Here is a 21266-nt window from a genome sequence, read left to right on the forward strand (position 1 = left end):
TTAAAAAAAACATATCGTAATATTAAAAATACGATCAGCGGGAGAAGCACTCGACCACTGATCGCATTTTTTAAGGTGTATTATTCTCCCCAGTTTGGATTTTGGGTAAGGTTAGGATTTAATTGTCGTTCTTGGACAGGAATTGGATATAAATAGTCTTTCTTTTCATCGAAAACTTTTTTGATATGCGCATTAATAATCACATTTCCTTTATTCCCATTTTCCAATAAGATTTCCGAGCCCAATTTCAATAGCTGAATTCCCGAGGCACTCGGCTTGTCACCTTCATAAATCCAAACGTCATCCTTACCATCATTATCTAAATCAAACTTGCCTGTACCCGGAAAATACATCCCTTTAAATTGTCTCGTGACCAACTGGCCGCTTTTCCATCTTAAGATATCATCCCAACGGAAAGATTCCATCACCAATTCAATACGGCGTTCTCTTCTTATTTCCAATAGTACCCCCTTCATATCACCAACTACATTCGGATAGTCTTTCGCTAAAAATGCATCTGGATTTGATTTAGCCGCCTGCAGATTTAGATTTGGCATGCCTACACGATCGCGCAACAACTTAATTGATTTGTCCAAATCGGCCTGGCTCAATGTGCCTAACTCTGCTTTCGCTTCAGCATAATTTAATAAAACCTCGGCATACCTAAAAATCGGCATATCATTTTCAGAACGATTGAAGTTATCATACTTTACATCTCCCACAAATTTGATCAATTGATATCCCGTCACTGAATTCCCAAAGTTCGGAGCAACAGCAGCGGCACCTCCAATACGCTTATAGCCCGGCGTACGAATCGTCTGGCTTAGACGTGGATCGCGATTTAGGACCTCCTCCTTAAACGTCATTGTTTGGTAATTTGATTTATCGGTAAATCTCGTTCCATCTTTCATCAGGTAAGAATCCACCAAATTTTTATCCAATCCGGGTTTTCCGTAGGAAGCTGTAATCGTATAATAATTTACATTGTGCCAGATTTGCAAAGCATCCGAGAATTTCCGCGCTAAAATAACCTCTTGTGGCAAACTATTAACACTATAAAACAATGCACCATAAGAGTCTGTTCCCGCGGCATTGTATACGCTGTATTGCGCTCCCTCCATAAGCTTGCTGGCTGCATCGGCCGCCTTCTCCAACAGGCCGTTTGCATCGGGTAAATTAAATTCTGTATGATATTTACGAAATGTTCCTTCAAAAAGTGCGACCCGGGACTTTAAGGCCAATGCAGTCCATTTGGTCACTTTTTCATCACTTTTGGTAGCCGGTAGATTGGCAATCGCATAGTCCAGATCAGCGAGAATGTTTGATACAACCAAAGTTCTCGGATCCCTCGCCTTCTTAAGTTGTTCTTCGTCATTTTGATCAATGACCTTGTCATACCAGGGCACATCTCCAAAACGTTTCAGTTTATCGAAATAAAAATATGCCCTAAAAAAGCGCGCCTCGGCAGCATAGGGCGCAGCAGTCGTTTCTGAAACTGTATTAAAGCAATTCGCCAAAAAGTAATTGATATTACGAAGATTTGCCCAAGTCCATCCACCGCCACTTATCGGAACCTGTCTTTTTCCGGTCAATTCATCATCCAATGTTGTCTTAACGATATTATCGACCGATTCGTTATAAACTCCTTCGGCCGAAGGTAGTGCGGCATCGTAAAATGACTTTGTAAATAACGCCAAATCCTTTTCTGTTTTAAAGGAAGCCTCAGGAGTAACTGACGATTCAGGCAAACGTTCCAAATAATCTTTGCTACAAGCCATCATGCCACAGCTCAACAATGCATATATATATACTATCTTTTTCATACTATTAAAATGTTAAATCTAGACCAAATGAAAATGTTTTAGAGATTGGATATGATCTTCCGTTGACCTCTTGAGCCGACTGTTCGGGATCAATATATTTGGAACGGAGCTTAGTCGCAGTCCAAATATTTTCACCAGACACATAAATCCGCGCATTGGCCAATTTCACGCGCTTTAGCCAGGCCTGAGGAACCGTATAGCCTACGGTTAGATTTTTTAGTCGTATATAGGCCAAATCCTGTAAGTAACGATCCGATTTGACGTTCAAAGATCCACGATCATTCAAGGCAATATAGCCTCTTAACAATGGATAATAGGCATCTGTATTTTCAGGCGTCCAAATATCCTGTTCAAAATCCTTCGGCACAAACGAATAGTACGGTCTTGAGTATGGTCCCCAAAACTTATCTGCATTTGCTCCAGGCCACCAATGTTGTCGACCTATCCCCTGAAAGAAGGCCGAAATATCGAATCCTTGCCAATTTGCCCCCAAATTAAAACCAAATGTATAACGGGCTCTGTTGTTCCCAATGATCACTTGATCCCCAGGGTTCATCAATGTATTGTCTCCAGCATCAACCTTTCCATCCGGAACGCCATCCTTTCCACCAATATCAACAAATTTCAAATCTCCAGGATGAAGCTTGGACCAGTCTCCCGGTGCTGCCAATCGTTGTTTATCCACATAATCCTGGTTAACTTTCCAATTGTCGATTTCCGCCTGAGACTGAAAAAAACCATCAGCCTTATACCCCCAAATTTCGCCCAAAGTCTGGCCGACATAATAGTTACTTAGCAGCATTTCCTTATTGTCAAAACGTGTGATCTTCGCTTTAGAATCCGACAATCCCAACCCAATATTATAGCCAAAAGATTTTCCATCCAAGTCAAATTGATCACGCCAAGCCACAGAAACCTCCCAGCCTTTATTTCTTAGGTCTCCAGCGTTTGTCCGAGGCGACGCCGAACCAAAAACCGCTGGCAATGTTTTGCCCGGGATCAACATATCGAGCGTATTTCGAATAAAATAGTCAGCAGATACACTCAGTCGAGTTCTAAAAAATTCGAGATCCGTTCCGAAATTTAATGTATTCGTTCTCTCCCAGGTTAAATCAGCCGAAATTGGAGTTGGTGCACTCAGATATTGTGTTTTTGTACCATTGGTTATGTAATTGGACAATCCCGCATTCAACAATTGGATATAACCATACTCAGTAGCTTCCTGTGCGTTACCCAACGCCCCATAGGAGACTCTAAATTTAGCTTCATTCAAAACAGGCTTCAGATTAGCCATAAACGACTCTTCCGAAATCCGCCATCCGCCCGAGAAAGAGGGAAAAAAACCATATCGCTGACTGGATGGAAATTTAGACGTTCCATCGTAGCGACCATTCACCTCCAACAGGTACTTCCCTTTATAATTGTAATTCAACCTTCCAAAATAGCCTCGTAATGCCCAGGTATTTGCATTCCCGAGTAACTGCATTTGACCAGTCCCCAGCGCAAAATCATTCAAATCCTCCGACAGCAAATTAGTATGCGTACCGCCGATTCGTTTGTATCCTGTGGTTTCCTGGTTAAAGCCTACCGTGGCGGCAAACTGATGATCTCCAAATTGCTTGCTATAATTGGCGAATAGGTTGAGTGAATGTTTTGGCCTATTGATGATCGTTTCGGTATATGTATCATTTCCCAAGTAATTGATCACACCAGGAAAAACAGACCAAGGAGCGGCCGTTCTTCTATTCCAGTTATGGATCGGATTATAAGTAAAGGTATAATTACCCGTTAAGGTCAAGTTTGGCGCCAACTGAAATACAGTCTCAAACATATTGATAAACTCATATTTATCCTCGCCACCTTTTGACTTTCCATGCAACAAATCTGCATATATACCATCGCCAATATTATAATTGTTCAGTTCCGTCCTATAGGTTGCGGTACCATCGGGATTCATGGGCACATAAGATGGTAAAGCGTGTACCGTTGTTGAAATAAAATTATTGTTATTATCTGGACTTGTCGCCCATCCTGGATAGGTGTAGTTTTGGTAATTCAGCTGGGTATTTGCACTTACCTTCAACCAAGGGGTCACCTGCGCATTTATGCGCGATCGAACATTATAAGCATCGAATTTATCTTGGTTAATTTTCATTAGCCCCCCTTTTTCATAAAGTCGCCCCGACACATAGTAATCAATTTTTTCACTACCGCCAGAGAAATTTAACGAATGTTCCATTGAGGTCTGTGTTTTTCGATACATCTCATTCCACCAATCTGTATTGCCATAATATACATATTGATCTTTTCCATTTCTATTCTGAACCACTACGGAAGGCAGACTAGGATCTGTTTTTCGTTTCAATAGTTCAGCATAGTCATCTTCTGTATATCCCGTATAACTATTACCGGTGGCACGAATAAAAGCTTCATCATTTAGTTTAGCAGCATCATAACCGCTCGTCATAAAATCTGTCCGCACCGTCAGTCCAGACCAACCAAAATTATTACTATAATTAATGTTCATTTTTCCGGCCTTTCCTTTTTTAGTTGTTACGAGCATAACACCAAATGCCCCACGAGCGCCATAAATCGCTGCCGCAGAAGCGTCTTTTAAAACCGATATCGATTCAATATCACGCGGATTGATTGTATTGATATTACCCGGAACCCCATCAATGAGAATAAGGGGCTGTGCATTAGCTGAGTTTATCGAAGCAAAACCCCGGATATTAACATTTCCTTCCCCTCCTGGCCTACCATTGGTAAATGTAATATTCAAATTTGGTATTGCTCCCTGCAAAGCTTGAGTTGCATTGGCAACTGGGCGATTTTCAAGTATCTTCGCATCAATCTGTGTAACAGCACCTGTTAAGTTTACCTTTTTTTGCTTACCATACCCGACAACAATTACTTCATCAAGGGATTGATCTGTCGAAACTAACTGAATGGTTAAAGGTATTGCCTCTACTTTTACGTGCTGTGTTTCAAAACCGATCATCGACAAGCGCAATGTATGCCCAGTTTTCCCTTCGATGACAAAAGCACCTTGTTGGTCAGTTTGCGTAGTTTTGCCAGTAGTTGAATTAAAAATTGACACACCCGAGATAGGTTCACCGGTTGCTGTTTTTACAATGCCTCGAATAGGCCCCTGAAATTTGGCGGAAATTTCAACATCCGGAATAGATGTCAGAAAGACAGGTTTGCTCTTGGCCCACGCGCCGAGAGACATCCCGATCATTACAGGAAGTAATACGTGTTTCGTTTTCATGAATTTGGTTTTGTTTTTCTTCGGTTACAAAGAAAGGTTATTTAATATTTGTAAATTATTAACAAAGCATTACTAAACAATTAAACGACAATTGGTTAAATCAATATTAAGATAATACAATTTTAACACGAAACAGAATGTCTTTTTTAATTTTTTAATAAAACAAAGAACCAATCAGTCTGACATAATGAATCAAAACACTATAAATCAACATGTTAAATAATATTAAACAAATAATATTCACAAAAACCTTATACGAAATAAAATGTAACATATTTGAAACAATACAATACAAAAAACAACAAAGCGAGGGATCACTTATTTCACAAAACACTTAAACAATTAGGTTAATTATTTTCTTCGTTTTAACGTAAAACTTCGTCATAAAAAATCCTTTATCCAATACATCTGTTTTCTATCGGTTTTAGTCAGGGCGAAAACATACAATTAAAAGCTAAAATTCAAACAGTTAGCATACCTAAAAACCTGTATTTACTACGGAATAAGATTGCTTATTAAAAAGATTAGAATCAAGACCGTCACATTCAACTTAAATGGCCTATCAATAAGGAAAAAATGCAAAAGGCTCAACTTAACACACATCACAGAGAAGGAGAAAAAGCTACTTTGGTATTGATCAACCGCCAAAAATACCCAGGAATTTATAAGGGATCATTATTCGTCAGCCGGTCCCTAAGTCCATATTGCAGACATAGTCCCTTAACCTTTTCCGCAAATGCCTGTCGATAATAGCTAGGAAGTTTGCCGTCCGCACCAAACAATCGTTGATATTTTTCCACGAGTTGTGGATAGTGTTTTTCAACCGCACGCATAACCAACGTCCGATTGTCACCAGGATCAGAACCATACAAGGCCAAGGTTGCTGGAAAAATATAATTTGCATCAATGGATCGAAAAGTCCCAAACATCTGATCAAGATGAGTTCCGGTATCCGAAATAAAGGGCAACAAAGGCATTAAACTTACGCCACTACACAATCCCATCTTACGTGCTTCACTCAATGTATTCAAACGAAGCTCAGGCGATGGTGCACCTGGTTCAAATATGCTGGCAATTTCCATATCGATGGTTGAAAAGGAAAAAGTAATAAAAGCGCGATGTGTCAATTTACCCTGCAGATCCAATGGAAGTATCGCTTCAGCATCGATCTGCTTCAACAAATCAAAATCCCGACTTACTAGATCCGATTTGGTGATAATATGCACTGGAAAACGATAATGTAGTATAATTTCCAATAATTGCCGCGTCAGTAGCTCGGTTTGCTCAAATTGCAAATAAGGATCCGTTGCAGACGACAATACAATTATTCCATATTGTTTTTTACGGGCACGAAGCGCTAGGGCTCGGTCCAACAAATCCACCGCATTGCGCTTTACACTTAGCTTTTCGGCCATATTAATACCATATTTACTACCTCTGATATAACAATATAAACAATTGAACGAGCATCCGCTATAAGGGTTAACGGTGTAATCGTCAAGAAACCAAGGATCTCTTTGTTTTGTTTTATTGAGAATAGATTTGACAATTACAGACTGCATAGGATACGTTATATTATTGAACGATTTTATAGAACAGATTTCAACAGACTAAGTTAGCTCAAAATTACGCCTAGGCGACAAAAAATGCTATGAAATTATTCTCTCAATCGATTTTTCAAAACGCCTTTTGACTCCTGTCCAATTCCGTCCCACTAATTTGATTGTCGCTTTCTATTGAAATTACGAACATTTTGGCTGTTTAGAAAGCGTTCTTAACCATGTAGACTAAGAATCCATCGGATCCGTTAAAAGTCTTTCACGGCAAATAATTACAAATATTTCATTTTCAATGCATAATAAATGCATTTATTCATTACCTTTATGCTATTGAAACAAAACTCAACTCCAGCCATGTTTATCGGCGCTGTCAAATGGTTCGACAATAACAAAGGATTTGGTACTCTTGCGTTACCTTCCGGAGAAGAACTCTTTGTGCATATACGCAGGTTTAAAGTTCCTCCAGAACATGTTATTCAACCTGGAGAAGTTATTGTCGGAGACAAGAAACCTGACCCAAAAAGAAGCGGTTATCTCGCTCAGAACTGCAGGATTCTCAAAAGGCCCGAAGACTGGAAATTCGTCATCTCGCTCCTCGACAAAGAACACACCGTGCTCCTCCCCGATAGCCACGGTCGAGAACAAAAGCACAACTTAACCTCATTAACAGCAAGACAACTTCTAAGAATCCAGCCCAAAGAACATATATTGGCTATGCTTACCGCTAATTTTGATGTTCATTTCGATAGCTCGATTTTCATTCCTTATGCTGAATTGATAGACAAAAGCATTACCGGTGTTTTTGAGAAGGAGGCAGCTTGCGATCTACTTTCCAAGGTGTTCGAATACTTTGGAAAACATGTCTCGCATCAAATTCTATTTCGTGTATGGAAGGAAAGCATGTTTAGGTATATCGGCTATCCGGCAGAAGGCGACTACGAAATACCTGAACTTGTATTTAATCTGAATGCCACGGAAATCGATTGTGATGATCTTGCGAGAATCATCACGTATAGCTTTGGCAAATCTTTTTGCAGTGATTTTGTAAATGCTTTATTTGAAGACATAGAAACAATGGACAAAAAAGATATCGAACCTTTGTTACCGTATCTTGAGTTTTTGGAGAATGAGGATTCTATTGAGAAAATACAGACTCTTATGCAAGACTAGCTGAATCGAATGCCTGCCTAAAAATCCCTGTTTGATTTTTTTGGGAATATCATCAATTAAGGCAGAAAGCACAGAAATTGATGATTGAAAAACCTGTAGAATAGACAGCAACAGCCTATTCTACAGGTTTAAATCGAAGTGCACTGAGACTGACCTTGTCACCATCACCTTCAAGAAATGAAACAGTAACGCTGTATCTTCCTGCGGCTTTAAATTTCATCCATCCCCATGGGTACCAATTATACACTGAAGCAGCGGCTTGTTGATTCTGCACGATCTCTCCAGCCGAGTTTTCGATCTTCCACACCACTCTCCCCTGCCCTGTATAATTTAGATCAACTTGATAATAGCCTGGCTTAACAATGTCTATAGCATACGTTAGTTTACTTTGATCATTCCATTGCCCTACTTGAACGACATGTTTCCATTCACCGAATTTCTCCATCCAGGATTTCCCGGTTTTATGGCATCCTTCAACTTCGGCAAAGTCTACAGGAAGAATTGTCTCCATCGCCGGATCGACACCCAACATTTTATCAATAAGAGGTGTCCCCTGCATAACGACCTCAATCACAGAAACCAGTGGATCTGGAGCTACCGATGGGATATTGATCTCCAACCATTTTCCATCGGTCGTATAATTTAACTTTTTCTTCCCATCTGCGTTTAAAAGATTGATCGACGTTATCCCCTTTGTTAGGCCCGGAACAAACAACTTTCCATTAGTTGGCCAGTGATAGACCAATAATGAAATTTTACGTCCTTGTACAGTAGCATCCCCCCAAGGCAAAGCGTGCCCCCAAGGTGAAGCTTGCGCACCATAAACGGCCGCTGGATACTTTCGGATCCACGCACCAGCACCACGCAAAGCTAAGCTCGCTGGCTCAGGAATAGTCCCATCTGGTTTAGGCCCAACATTTAACATGTAAGTCCCGCCACGGCTAATAGTCGACAATGTACGAGACAAGATTTCACGGGCACTCTTCCAATTATTGTCGTACCAGGCATACCCCCAAGAGTCATTGGTTACATCGACTGCCTCCCAAAGACCTGGAACATTCTGCCGTGGTACTTCCATATCCCCCAAAGTAGAATAATCACCAAGTCCGTGTCCAACACGTCCCGACACGTAAGCCCCAGGTTGATTTTTATGAACCAATTCGACAAGTTTTTGGGCGTATTTCTTATCCATCCCACCAGGCGTATCGAACCAGACCAATTCTATCGGCCCATACTGCGTCGTAATCTGGTTCACCTCAGGATAGCATTTCTCCCAAAAATAATCGTCAAATGTTTTCGAATGACCGGCTGCGTCCACCTTGGGACCTCCATTTCCGCCGGGATAAGTCCAATCCTGATTTTGCGAATAATAGAAGCCAAAACCGATCCCCGCTTCCTGACAGGCTTTCGCGAGCTCAATCATCGGATCACGTTTAAAATCGGTCGCCTCAACAATATTAAACGAATTCACTTTCGAATGAAACATCGAAAATCCATCGTGATGTTTGCTCGTAATCACGATATAGCGCATCCCCGCATCTTTTGCAAGCTGCACAATCGCCTTAGCGTCAAAATGATCTGGATGAAATGACGCCGCCGCGGCCATGTAGTCAGCGACGGGGATATTGGCCATGCTCTTGTTCATGAGCCATTCCCCTATGCCATAAAACGTTTTCCCCTTCCAGGTATTTGCCAGCTGCGAATAGATTCCCCAATGGATAAACATCGCATATTTGCCGTCACGGAACAGTTTCCCTCTATTTTGGGAAATGGAATTTTTTCCTCCTTGACCATCCCACATTTTTTCCATCTGTTGCGCCGAAACTTGCTTTGCAGACAATGTCGCCAGAGCGAGCCCCAATACGATACCTTTCATACCCATATTTCCCTAGACTTTGGGCAGATTATAGCCATTATGATAAACTTTCGCTAAGTACCCGTCCGCATCTTTATCATTGAAACTGCGCTTTTGTTTGTCCCAAAACAATTTCTTTTTAGAACGGTATGCAATATTTCCCATCTGTGAGAATATCGCAATATGAGCCCCCGCTTCTATCGGAGCATGAAGACCTTCTACTGATTTCTTTCTAACAGCTTCAACGAAATTAACCATATGCTTGTCCAGTCCATTGTCCTGCGAACGTTGGAAAGAGACAGCGTCCATTCGTCCTTTCTCGGGAATAACTTCCCAGCCTTCACGATTAACGACCAAGGTACCATTATTACCAATGAAAGCAACGCCGTGAGTCTTCTGATAAGGGCCCAAATCTATACCTGTCGCCTGTTCCCATTGAACATTAAATCCATCAAACTCATACACCGTTGTTAGACTATCTGGTGTTTCAGCGGCGTCGTCGGGATAAGCAAATTTACCACCAGCAGCCATTACCGAAACAGGATCTGACACTTTCATTCCGATCAGCGCATAATCCAACATATGTACACCCCAATCGGTCATTAGGCCACCCGCATAATCCCAATACCACCTGAAATTGAAGTGAAAACGATTGGGATTAAATGCACGTTTTGGGGCTGGCCCCAACCATTTATCATAATGTACTCCAGTAGGAACATTAGCGTCTGCCTGAACCGGAATACTCTTCATCCAACCTTGATAAGCCCAAGCCTTAACAAGGCGTATCTTTCCCAATTTTCCGCTATGAACAAAATCCATCGCATCTCTAAAATGTTGTTGGCTTCGTTGCCACTGCCCTACCTGTACAACACGTTTATACTTTTTAGCAGCTGCAACCATAATTTCACATTCCCGAATGGAGTTGCCAATCGGTTTTTCGACATATACATCTTTTCCTGCCGCAACAGCATCAACCATTTGCATGCAATGCCAATGATCGGGCGTAGCGACAATAACAACATCAACGTCATTTGCTTTCAGAAGATCTTTATAATCGATGTAAGTCTTCACATCAATATTGCGTTTCTTTAATTCCTCAGCGCGATTCTTCAAAACATTTTCATCGACATCACATAATGCCGTACACTGCACGCCTGGTACTTTCAAGATAGCGTTCAGATTAGACCAACCCATACCGTTGGTACCGATCAGTCCCACACGGACCGTATCAGCTTGAAAACCGAATACTTTCGTCTGTGCAAAAAGTGCCGATGCCGCCAACAGACTCGTATTTCGAATAAATTCTTTCCTCTTCATTGTTTAGTTTGGTTTATATTGATATTGCATATTCAATACTAGGAAGACGATTATCTTGGGCATCCCCCTAGTGAGATCACTAATATAAGATTTAGTCTTTAGGATGAAGAATATTAATCCAACAAAATGGCTGAAATAAAGGACTTTGAATACCGTAGATAATTTCTATATTTGTTAAAAACTAGCATAAAACCATGGACCGAAGAACTTGTCTTTCTCCACCAGCAAAATAACATAGCGCAATGTCAAACGAATAATGATATCTGATCAGGAGCAAATTCGGATGATACAAGGATTAACTATTTATTTAGCTTTTAAATTTCCCTTTATGGGAAAGACATTTTTTTTATGAAAAAATCATATTTAGTACTTCATACCGCGGTACTGCTCGCAGGCTTCACCGGAGTTTTCGGCAAACTCATTACCCTCAATCAGATACCACTCGTGTGGTTTAGGGTTTTACTTTCAACACTTATTCTTTTCGTTGTCCTCAAATTATTCAAGATTGAGCGATTAAAATCGACAAAAGATATACTGAATATTGCAAGAGGTGGATTATTGCTCACCATCCATTGGATATTTTTCTATGGAAGTATCAAGTTTTCCAATATTTCCATTGGCGTAGTGTGCTATTGCCTGACCAGTTTTTTCACAGCCATTCTAGAACCTATCATCAATAAAAAAAGATTTAGTGCGGCGCAGCTGATGTTAAGCATGTTGACCTTGATCGGAATCAGTTTAATCTTTCATTTTGATAGCTCTTATCAAGTGGGCATTATTTTGGGTGTAATTTCAACTATTTTCGCGGCCCTATATACCATCTACAATGAGCGATTGGTCAAACAATATGATAGTAAATTACTCAACTATTATCAAATGCTTAGTGGAACCATTGTATTGGGACTTGGACTGCCTATTTTCTATTATTTATTTCCCACCGAACGTTTTATACCAAGCTTTTCTGATGGGATCTATTTAATCTTGCTGTCTTTATTTTGTACGGTTGGTCTTTATGTTCTTTTTGCCGAATCACTCAAGAAGCTATCTGCATTTACGGTCAATTTGAGTTTCAATCTTGAGCCCATCTATTCGATTATCATTGCTTTTTTATTCTTCAACGAAGGCAGACAAGTCAATGCTTCTTTCTATGTGGGGCTCGCTTTTGTACTTGTTTCTGTTCTTCTTCAAACGCTGCGCTCTATCCAGAAAAAAACTTAATAATTTCTTACTCTGATCTGAATAGGCAAACATCGCATTGATTGCCTACTAGAAATGTTGTTTTAACGTTAAATGTAACCACCGATGGCCTGGGCCGACGCTATCCGGCAACAACATCGGATGGAAAAGCTGGCATTATAAAGAAAAGGATCGACTTTCATAAACATTTTTTAGGTAAATGCTGCCTTTGGCAAACGCGCAATATGTTGTCCGGCTTTCATGCCTGAGAATATACAACCGCCCAAGAAAGTACCTTCTAACGCTCGATAACCATGCATGCCGCCACCACCAAATCCAGCCACCTCGCCTGCTGCATACAAACCCGCTATCACCTTGTTATCCTTTGTTAGTACTTGCGAATGGAGATTCGTTTTGAGACCGCCTAAGGTTTTACGCGTCAACACATGGAGACGTACCGCAATGAGCGGTCCATTTTCCGGCGCCAGGATTTTATGGAGGGCTGCCACCCGACCTAATTTATCACCAAGGTAGTTTCGTGTATTTCGAATGTAATTTACTTGCGTATCCTTTGAAAACTTATTATCGACCTCCCGGTCACGCGCTTCAATTTGCGTTTTAATCGTTTCATAATCCAAAAGATCTTCGCCTGTCAAACGATTCATACGAGCGACCAGATCCTTTAGATTGTCCGAAACAATAAAATCAGGTCCCTTTTCCTTAAAAGCCTCAACTGGTCCAGGTGCATTTTTCCCAAAAATGCGTTTCAAAAATAACCTATAATCCTTGTTGGTGATATCCAGATTCTGTTCTGAACCTGAAAGAGCAAACTCCTTTTTGATAATCTTCTGTGTCAGGATAAACCAGGAATAAGAAAAGCCTGTCTCTTGCAGGTGCCTGAGTGTACCCAAGGTATCAAATCCAGGTAAATAAGGAGCTGGAAGCCTATTACCGCGGGCATCAAACCACAATGAAGACGGCCCAGGTAAAATACGGATGCCGTGCATAGGCCATATTGGATTCCAATTTTCAATCCCTTCCGTATAATGCCACATGCGATCGCGGTTTATCATATGAGCCCCAACCTCTTCGGCAATTCCAACCATTTTTCCATCGACATAGGCGGGAACACCTGAAATCATTTGCACTGGTGCTTTCCCTAATCGTTCAGGCCAATTTTCGCGTACCAATTGATGATTTGCTCCAATCCCTCCCGAAGCAATAACGACCTGATCTGCATAATATTCAAACGCTGCAAGAATATTTCTGTTGGTAGCAACACCCCTTGCTTTGTTATCATCTTCCAAAACATCGCCCGCAATTCCGAAGACCGCGCCATCTTGCGTTAGCAATTTTGTCACGCGATGTCGAAAGCAAAACCGCAGCAGACCTTTTTCCTGCGCAGCAAAAGCTTTATCCACAAAAGGTTTCACAACGCCAGTTCCAGTCCCCCAACTAACATGAAATCTAGGAACGGAATTACCATGCCCCGAGGCCGATCCGTCACCGCGCTCAGCCCAACCGACCATAAACATCAGCTTAATACCGAGCTGAGCGACGTAAGCAGCCTTCTCTTCCGTCGCAAATTTCAGGTAGGCCTCTGCCCATTGTCGCGGCCAATAATCCTCCTCGCGGTCAAATCCTGCAGTTCCCATCCAGTCCTGCCGAGCCAGTTCAAAAGAATCCTTGATGCCCATACGACGTTGTTGAGATGAATTGACAAGAAAAAGCCCACCAAAGGACCAATAGGCCTGACCACCAAGATTTTCAGCTGTCTCCTGATCCACAAGAAGCACTTTCTTACCAGCATTGGTAACCTCCATTGCTGCTGTAAGCCCTGCTAAACCCGCTCCGATAATAATCACATCAGGTTTAAATTGTTCAACTGTTTGCATAGATATTCTTTTACTGAACGGTTATCCCAATAAAAATGTAAGTACTAACAAGACCTACCACACTATATAAATCTACTAGTTTGTGTAGGAATGTACAAGAAAAAGTTAACAGAAATCTGCTGGCGCTTTTCAAAAAAAGGATCTAGCACTATATCATAAAAATAATAGAATAACCTAATTTAAATTATTTTAATAATAAAAAATAGCGTTATAACTTTGTGCCATCAATCATTCAGATAATAGTAAGCATCCTTTCGAACAGATTTATTTAGTAAAAAAAGGCGCATTAGAATAACAAATAAAATTTAACAAGAGACATAAAAAATAAAAAAATGGAATACAGAAAATTAGGAAAAACAGATTTAGAATTATCAGCAATTACGTACGGAGCTTTTGCAATTGGCGGCAACATGTGGGGCGGCAATGAAAAGAAAGATTCTATTGATTCTGTGAAAGCATCGATCGACAACGGTGTCACTACATTAGATACAGCCCCGTTTTATGGCTTTGGTTTGAGTGAAGAAATGATCGGTGCGGCAATTCAAGGTTATGATCGGACCAAAATACAGGTATTGACCAAATTTGGTTTGGTATGGGACGGTAGTAACCAAGGAAAAGGTGAATTTTTCTTTGACGCAGAAGAAGCTGGTAAAACTATTCCAGTTTATAAATATGCATCAAAAGCTAGTGTAATTCAGGAAGTAGAGAATAGCCTAAAACGCTTACGCACCGACTATATCGATCTACTACAGATTCACTGGCCAGATAGTACAACTCCGATTCCCGAAACGATGGAAGCCTTGGATCTTCTTTTACAACAAGGTAAGATCCGTGCTGCCGGCGTCAGCAATTATAGCGTTGATCAAGTTTCAGAAGCACGAAAAACCCTCAATATAGCGAGTAATCAAGTTGGTTACAGCATGCTGAACCGAGGTATCGAACAGGACCTTGTTCCTTACGCAAAGGAAAATGATCTGGGTATCATTGTATATAGCCCTATGGAGCGTGGTTTGTTAACCGGTAAATATTTCAATACTGGTAAATTAAAAGAAAACGATCACCGCAATGGTTATTTCCAACAATTTGATCTGGCCAAGGTAAAGACCTTCTTGGATACCATCAGTCCAATTGCCGCAAACAAAGGTGTCACGCTTTCCCAATTGGTATTACGCTGGACTAGTTTGCAGCCGGCGATCACTGTGGTCTTGGCAGGTGCCCGAAATGCAGAGCAGGCCATCGCAAATGCGCAGGCCATCGACATCACGCTTACCGCAGAAGAACTATCCTTTATCAATCTTGCATTAGCAAAAATTTAATATTCAACGATGAAAAAATTCAATCAGTTGACAGTACTCCTCATGGGGGTACTGTCACTCACAGCATTGCAAAGCAATGCGCAAAATAAAACACTGTTGGTAGACCCAACAGATAGTACATGGCATCATGCTGCTTATGGTAAGAACGACGAGATCGGAGCTGCCAATTTAATATCACCAAAATTGGTGCTACAGTCGTTAAAACTTGTCAAAAAGGGAAAAACTGTCCCTCTTGCTGTCCCTGTAAACAAACAGCTCCCAGCTTTCCGCCACCGTAGTTTTAACTTGTATAATATACAACCCGGAGAACAGGCTGGTGCAACACTTGGTCCCAATAAATTCACTTTCAACGACGAATTGGTAAATGCCTGGACCGGTGTCGGCACCCAATTGAACGGTATTGGACATATCGGAATCAACAATATCTACTACAATGGCAACAAAGCGCAGGATTTCGTTACGGTAGAAGGCGTTAAAAAACTTGGAATAGAAAAAGTCCCACCACTGGTAACCCGTGCTATTGTCTTGGATATGACAGCCTATTATGGAAAAGATATCGTTCCCGGTGGTACAGAATTTACCGTTGAAGCCATTCAATCGGTGTTAAAAAAACAAGGGATCACGATCAAAAAAGGTGACATCGTCTTATTCAACACAGGTTGGTTAGAATTGATCGGCAACAACAACCAACAGTTCCTGGAAACTGAACCCGGTATCGGTATGGATGCAGCAAAATGGCTAGCAGATCAAAGTATCGTTGCTTTTGGTGGTGACACGTGGGCATCTGAAGTATATCCAAACCCCAATACCAACGAGGAATTTCCAATCAATCAGTTTTTATTGGCCAAACGTGGCATATACAATCTTGAATTAATCGATACACGCCCCTTGGTAAAAGAAAAAGTCTGGGAATTTCTATTTGTCCTTGGACAGCCCTTATATGTAGGATCCACACAGGTCAATGTCAATCCAGTAGCGATCTATTAATTGCTTTTAAGATCAGTTCGGTACACCTCTTTATGGCACCAACTTAGAACTCATTGCTCCAATGGGTCCATTCAAAAGAAGAATACTTAATAAAACCTTCATAACTTCGCAGACACCAACAGCAATGAAAGCAAACTGAAGGTTCTTTGTGGCCAATAAGATCAGACACTGTCAGAAAAATTAAGCCTATTTGGAAGACGAAAATCATAACTATCTTCCAAATAGGCTTTCCATTATACATGCTTCATCCTTAAAGACTACAGCTTATCAGCAAAGCAAAATATTATTGCCTTATTGTCGAAAAGTTATCGATGATCTGCATCAGGACCAAGGCTTCCTCAATCGGAGATGGATTTGGCCCGATGCCGCTAAAATAGTCTACCGCACGCGAAATCATCGGCAATTGAATATTTTCGGGATGGTCAAATCTGAATTCCTGCTCTCCATCCCCTGTTTTGATAACAATTGAATTTCCAAAAATGGAAAAAGTAATATGACCAAGGCTTCCAACAATTTCACAACTGTCTACCTGATTTTCTTTGGCAACATTAAAACACCAACTTCCATTAAAAACAAGCTGGTTATTAAATAAAATGGTCCCTGTGGTCTGATCGGCAACAGCACTGTCCTTATCCTGAATTAAGCTAAAACCATCGTATGAAATCGGCATTCCAAAAAAATAGAGCATCAAATCCAATTGATGAGGGGCTAAATCAAAAAAGTAGCCGCCGCCCGAAACAGCAGGATCAGTACGCCAATCTCCGCCACTTTTAGTTACCAGGTCGGGCGTTCTGCTTTGCCATAAACGGAGTTGCACCGTCCTTAGCTGGCCAATTTCACCGTTTTCAACAAGCTCTTTAACCTTTAGAAACAAAGGCAATTGTCTACGGTAATGCGCAACAACCAATTTCCCGTTCCTGTTTTTTACTTCCGCCAATAATGATTCAGCCTCTATCGCATTTAACGTAACGGGCTTTTCAACGTAAACAGATTTCCCTTTACGAAGGGCTGATAGTGCATACGCGAGATGAGAGGACGGTGGCGTTGCGACATAAATCGCATTGAGATCGATATTATCAAGTAAATCGTCAGCGTCTGAATACCATAGGGGTACCTGATGTCGCTTAGCATAATCAGCAGCTTTCGCCGCATCCCTTCGCATGACAGCCATTAGCTGACTATTATTTATCCGATTAAACGCAGGTCCACTTTTTTTTTCTGTGACATCACCACAGCCGATGATACCCCATACTATTTTAGGATTGTCCATAAGTATATTCAAATTATCACTAAAATTCTAACCAATCCTCCCTATATCTGGCCGTAATTACAGGACATACATGGAAGTACTGGTCTGAGTTCTTAGGGCTTTTCACGCCCCACAAATCGATTTTTACCCAATAGAAAACCGATCGCCCTTGCGATGTTTTTTCTTCGACTATCCGCAGTTTTTAAGTTAGAAATATAACGGATAATTTCCTTTTGCTTTGATGGAGACAATCCATCAAACACCTTTAGTGCATCCTTATTTAGCGCAAATGCTGCTTCGAGTTCTGGATGAGGCAAAATAGTCCGGTCTTCCGGATCAAAAGCGATTGTTATGGTTAAGGTCTCGCCGATTCGTTTCGGCGAGTTCGCCAATATAACCGTGTTAATGTACAGTCTCCATTCCCCCTGAAATCGCAGCAAGGTCTGAACATAATCTTTTTCATTAACTTTTCCCTTCACAGGAATATAACCTTTGTTCATTCCCGCATCCTTAAATAGGTTTTCCAGAATATCAGCAGGAACAAAAACAAAAGGATTGATACCGATAATTTCCAATTGTGCTTCAAAAGCAAACATGACACGATCAATTAGGTGATTAATTATACTTCAGAATAGCATCAATAAGTGCCAATTCATCCGCCGTAAAGTCTAGCCTGTCCAGGGCCTTGAGTGAATCAACCAGTTGCTCACTATTTCTCGCCCCTACCAAAACGGAGCTTACACGTTCATCTTTCAACAACCATGCAATTGCCATTTGAGCCAATGTTTGGCCTCTTTGTATCGCCAGATTATTCAACCGGTCTATCTTCTCCATCAATTCAGCAGTGATCATGTCACTTTTCAAAAAATGCTCTTTCGAAGCGCGCGAATCTGCCGGAATGCCACCTAAGTATTTATTGGTCAACAGTCCCTGTGCCAAAGGAGAGAAAGCGATCGCTCCGATTCCTTCTGCCTGCAGCACATCCAAAAGCCCCTCCTCAGGTGTCCGCACCAACATCGAATATTTAGGCTGATGAATAAGGCATGGTGTCCCCATTGCACGCAATAACGCAGCAGCTTTCTGAGCAAGATCAGGAGGATAATTGGACAAACCCACATAGCAGGCCTTTCCTTGATGAACAATATCTCGCAATGCGACCATCGTCTCTTCCAACGGTGTATTCGGATCCGGTCGATGATGGTAAAATATATCCACATAATCGAGCTTCATCCGTTTTAAGCTCTGGTGTAAGCTGGCCATCAAATATTTACGACTTCCCCAGTCACCATACGGACCCGGCCACATGGTATATCCCGCTTTAGTGGAAATTAAAAGTTCATCACGATAGCCCACAAAATCGCTACGCAATATATGTCCAAAGTTCTCTTCTGCACTTCCCGGAGGCGGACCATAATTATTGGCAAGGTCAAAATGGGTAATCCCGTGATCAAAAGCGGTCACCAAGGTTTTGCGGAACACCGCTTGAATATCGGTTTCACCAAAATTTTGCCAAAGCCCCAATGAAATGGCTGGCAAGAGAATGCCACTCTTCCCACAGCGTCTGTAGGGCATATGCTGATATCGGTTTGGATTGAACGTCACGTTACAAAGTTTATACCTGCAAAATACAAAACTATTTCCAACAGTCCAGCCTATTTCCCGTTTTCGTGTTCTTTCCTGAACCTCTTTTTAACATCATTTCATTTAATAGCTGCTTATGTTTATAACACCATATCGATTGACAACAGATCATGATAACCTTCGGAGAACAGCTTTGATGAATAATTGTTTTTACCTATAAACGTATTTATATTGCATATAAAAAGCAATTTATCTAAGTTTGGTCTTATCCAAAAGTAAGGGGATTAATTAGATATAACATGATCGGCAGATTCTTCAGAAAATTCTATTTACATATTGTCATCTGGACCATATTACTGCTTTTGCCCTTTATTACGTACCTCTACCAGCCGGATAAAATCGCGGATTTCAAGCCTTATTCGGCATTATCGCATTTAGTAAATATTGTGTTCCTGGCTACTCATTTTTACTTGCACTGCTACGTTGTTGCACCTACCTATTTTTTTGGTCGCAGAAAGATCTTTGTACTATTAATGGCACTTGGATTCGCCACCTATGTAGCACTGAACTACTGTATAGTCTATTTTAATCCAGATGGGGAGCTCGCTCATCTGAGCAAGGAAAATATTCTTTTCGTACGATTGGTCATCGGCCCGGGCATTATTTACTCACTCTGTATGATCACCTCTTCGATGATCTTTCTCTACGATGAGCAAGCCCGACAAAAGGAGCTCAACAAACAGATTGCGCTTGAAAAAACAACGGCAGAACTAACGATGTTAAAACTTCAGATCAGCCCACATTTCCTATTCAATACGCTCAATAATATCCGTTGGCTCATTCGTAAACAATCATCAGATTCCGAAGACACTATTGTTAAGTTGTCCGAAATGCTACGCTACATACTTTACGAAGTAGACGGCCCCAAAGTCGAACTTTTTAAAGAGATCGACCATATGCGCAATTTTATCGCCTTACAGACCCTTCGTCTTCCTATTCAAGGAAATGTGGCACTAGATATCGAAGACAGAGTCAAAAATAGAATGATCCCCCCATTACTCTTCATCCATTTTGTGGAAAATGCATTCAAGTATGGTGTGGATAGCAAAACTGAACCACAGATACAGTTTCAATTTCAGGAGACTCCAGGTGGCATTATCTTTATATCTCGCAATAGCATTTTACAACATACGGAACCGCGTCCAAACGAAGGGATAGGACTGACCAATGTACGCAGACGATTACAATTACTGTATCCCAACCGACATGACCTCAGGATCGGAAAAACCGATGCTGGAGATTTCGAAGTGACTTTAAAACTGATGACCGATGAAGATTAAATGTATACTAATCGATGATGAACCCTTCGCGCTCAACATTTTAGAAGACGACTTATTGAATTTTGAGCAAATCGAAGTCGCCCGTAAATTTAATGCGACGGCCGAAGCTGAAGACTATTTAAAAGATCACGCTATCGATCTGATTTTTCTGGATATTGAAATGCCCGATCAATTGGGTACGCAGTTTATTCGCGAACTCACCCCACGCCCCTTAGTTATCTTCACCACGGCCTATCACCAATATGCTGTTGAAGGTTTCGAGCTAAATGCCGTAGATTATCTGCTTAAACCCATTTCAAAAGAACGACTCGCAGCCGCAGTCCGAAAAGTGGAAGAAAGTATGCTGCTCCGTGCAAAACAGCTACCCGAACAGGATCATATTATCGTCAATGTAGAATACAAAAAGACGAAAATTTTCCTCCATGAAATCAGCTACATCGAAGGCTTGAAAGACTATGTGAAAATATACCTGGTCGACCGTGAATCGCCACTTCTTACGCGCAGCAACCTCCGAGGGATGGAAAAAATATTACCTACAGTCGATTTTCTACGCATACATAATTCTTTTATTGTCAACAAAAATCGTATTGAACAGATCGGTCAAAGCAAACTCACCTTACCCGAAACTGCCCTTCCTATCGGTAAAAAATATATTAAAAATATCGAACAGTTTATCTAATGCTACAGGTACAAATTGAATCGATACAACTATCCGTTCGTCTACACA

The 21266-nt window shown here is 41.1% G+C and carries 15 protein-coding genes; 6 read left to right on the plus strand and 9 right to left on the minus strand.

The features are described from left to right. Nucleotides 1-80: 80 nt before the first annotated feature. The 3 genes from B3P16_RS05560 to B3P16_RS05570 all read right to left on the minus strand — a co-directional run bounded on the left by B3P16_RS05560 (nucleotide 81) and on the right by B3P16_RS05570 (nucleotide 6656). Entirely contained in the window at nucleotides 81-1823 is a 1743-nt protein-coding gene (locus tag B3P16_RS05560) for a RagB/SusD family nutrient uptake outer membrane protein (RefSeq protein WP_070567962.1), read from the minus strand. 4 nt (nucleotides 1824-1827) lie between these two features. Then, nucleotides 1828-5094, minus strand: coding sequence for a SusC/RagA family TonB-linked outer membrane protein (locus B3P16_RS05565; protein WP_286841675.1), 3267 nt, complete (start codon nucleotides 5092-5094; stop codon nucleotides 1828-1830). A gap of 662 nt (nucleotides 5095-5756) precedes the next feature. Beyond that, nucleotides 5757-6656: an SPL family radical SAM protein gene (locus B3P16_RS05570; RefSeq protein WP_286753700.1), complete on the minus strand. Its 900-nt coding sequence runs from the start codon at nucleotides 6654-6656 to the stop codon at nucleotides 5757-5759. 300 nt (nucleotides 6657-6956) lie between these two features. On the opposite strand from B3P16_RS05570, the gene B3P16_RS05575 reads away from it, so the two are divergent. After that, the gene (locus B3P16_RS05575; protein WP_286753699.1) at nucleotides 6957-7823 is read left to right on the plus strand and encodes a cold-shock protein; all 867 of its coding nucleotides are present in this window, start codon (nucleotides 6957-6959) and stop codon (nucleotides 7821-7823) included. A gap of 115 nt (nucleotides 7824-7938) precedes the next feature. On the opposite strand, the gene B3P16_RS05580 is transcribed toward B3P16_RS05575, so the two are convergent. Both B3P16_RS05580 and B3P16_RS05585 read right to left on the minus strand, forming a co-directional pair. Continuing rightward, nucleotides 7939-9699, minus strand: a complete 1761-nt coding sequence (locus B3P16_RS05580; RefSeq protein WP_286841677.1) for an alpha-L-fucosidase — start codon at nucleotides 9697-9699, stop codon at nucleotides 7939-7941. Between the two features lie 12 nt (nucleotides 9700-9711). Beyond that, a complete protein-coding gene (locus B3P16_RS05585; protein WP_286753697.1) occupies nucleotides 9712-10995 on the minus strand; it encodes a Gfo/Idh/MocA family protein in 1284 nt (427 codons plus the stop codon). A 348-nt stretch (nucleotides 10996-11343) separates the two neighbouring features. Between B3P16_RS05585 and B3P16_RS05590 the strand changes: the two genes are divergently transcribed. Then, complete coding sequence (locus B3P16_RS05590; protein ID WP_286841679.1) at nucleotides 11344-12213, plus strand: DMT family transporter; 870 nt, start codon at nucleotides 11344-11346, stop codon at nucleotides 12211-12213. Nucleotides 12214-12383: 170 nt separating this feature from the next. Here the strand turns inward: B3P16_RS05590 and B3P16_RS05595 are convergent, their stop codons facing one another. Continuing rightward, nucleotides 12384-14066 (minus strand): FAD-binding dehydrogenase, encoded by a 1683-nt coding sequence (locus B3P16_RS05595; protein ID WP_286841681.1) that lies wholly within the window; start codon nucleotides 14064-14066, stop codon nucleotides 12384-12386. Between the two features lie 332 nt (nucleotides 14067-14398). On the opposite strand from B3P16_RS05595, the gene B3P16_RS05600 reads away from it, so the two are divergent. Together B3P16_RS05600 and B3P16_RS05605 are read left to right on the plus strand one after the other, a co-directional pair. Beyond that, nucleotides 14399-15382 (plus strand): aldo/keto reductase, encoded by a 984-nt coding sequence (locus B3P16_RS05600; RefSeq protein ID WP_286841683.1) that lies wholly within the window; start codon nucleotides 14399-14401, stop codon nucleotides 15380-15382. 9 nt (nucleotides 15383-15391) lie between these two features. After that, nucleotides 15392-16369, plus strand: coding sequence for a cyclase family protein (locus B3P16_RS05605; RefSeq protein ID WP_286841685.1), 978 nt, complete (start codon nucleotides 15392-15394; stop codon nucleotides 16367-16369). A gap of 283 nt (nucleotides 16370-16652) precedes the next feature. On the opposite strand, the gene B3P16_RS05610 is transcribed toward B3P16_RS05605, so the two are convergent. From B3P16_RS05610 to B3P16_RS05620, 3 genes are all read right to left on the minus strand, one after another. Beyond that, nucleotides 16653-17639, minus strand: a complete 987-nt coding sequence (locus tag B3P16_RS05610; RefSeq protein WP_286768519.1) for a Gfo/Idh/MocA family protein — start codon at nucleotides 17637-17639, stop codon at nucleotides 16653-16655. Between the two features lie 92 nt (nucleotides 17640-17731). After that, nucleotides 17732-18214: a YdeI/OmpD-associated family protein gene (locus B3P16_RS05615; protein ID WP_286841687.1), complete on the minus strand. Its 483-nt coding sequence runs from the start codon at nucleotides 18212-18214 to the stop codon at nucleotides 17732-17734. Between the two features lie 19 nt (nucleotides 18215-18233). After that, the gene (locus tag B3P16_RS05620; RefSeq protein ID WP_201640178.1) at nucleotides 18234-19190 is read right to left on the minus strand and encodes an aldo/keto reductase; all 957 of its coding nucleotides are present in this window, start codon (nucleotides 19188-19190) and stop codon (nucleotides 18234-18236) included. A gap of 308 nt (nucleotides 19191-19498) precedes the next feature. Between B3P16_RS05620 and B3P16_RS05625 the strand changes: the two genes are divergently transcribed. After that, nucleotides 19499-20539 (plus strand): sensor histidine kinase, encoded by a 1041-nt coding sequence (locus B3P16_RS05625; protein ID WP_159333108.1) that lies wholly within the window; start codon nucleotides 19499-19501, stop codon nucleotides 20537-20539. After that, the gene (locus B3P16_RS05630) at nucleotides 20529-21218 is read left to right on the plus strand and encodes a LytR/AlgR family response regulator transcription factor (protein WP_286753693.1); all 690 of its coding nucleotides are present in this window, start codon (nucleotides 20529-20531) and stop codon (nucleotides 21216-21218) included. The genes B3P16_RS05625 and B3P16_RS05630 overlap by 11 nt, the downstream gene beginning before the upstream one ends. Nucleotides 21219-21266: the final 48 nt, after the last annotated feature.

This window comes from Sphingobacterium sp. UBA7631 (assembly GCF_002483935.1).
Taxonomy (GTDB): domain Bacteria; phylum Bacteroidota; class Bacteroidia; order Sphingobacteriales; family Sphingobacteriaceae; genus Sphingobacterium; species Sphingobacterium multivorum.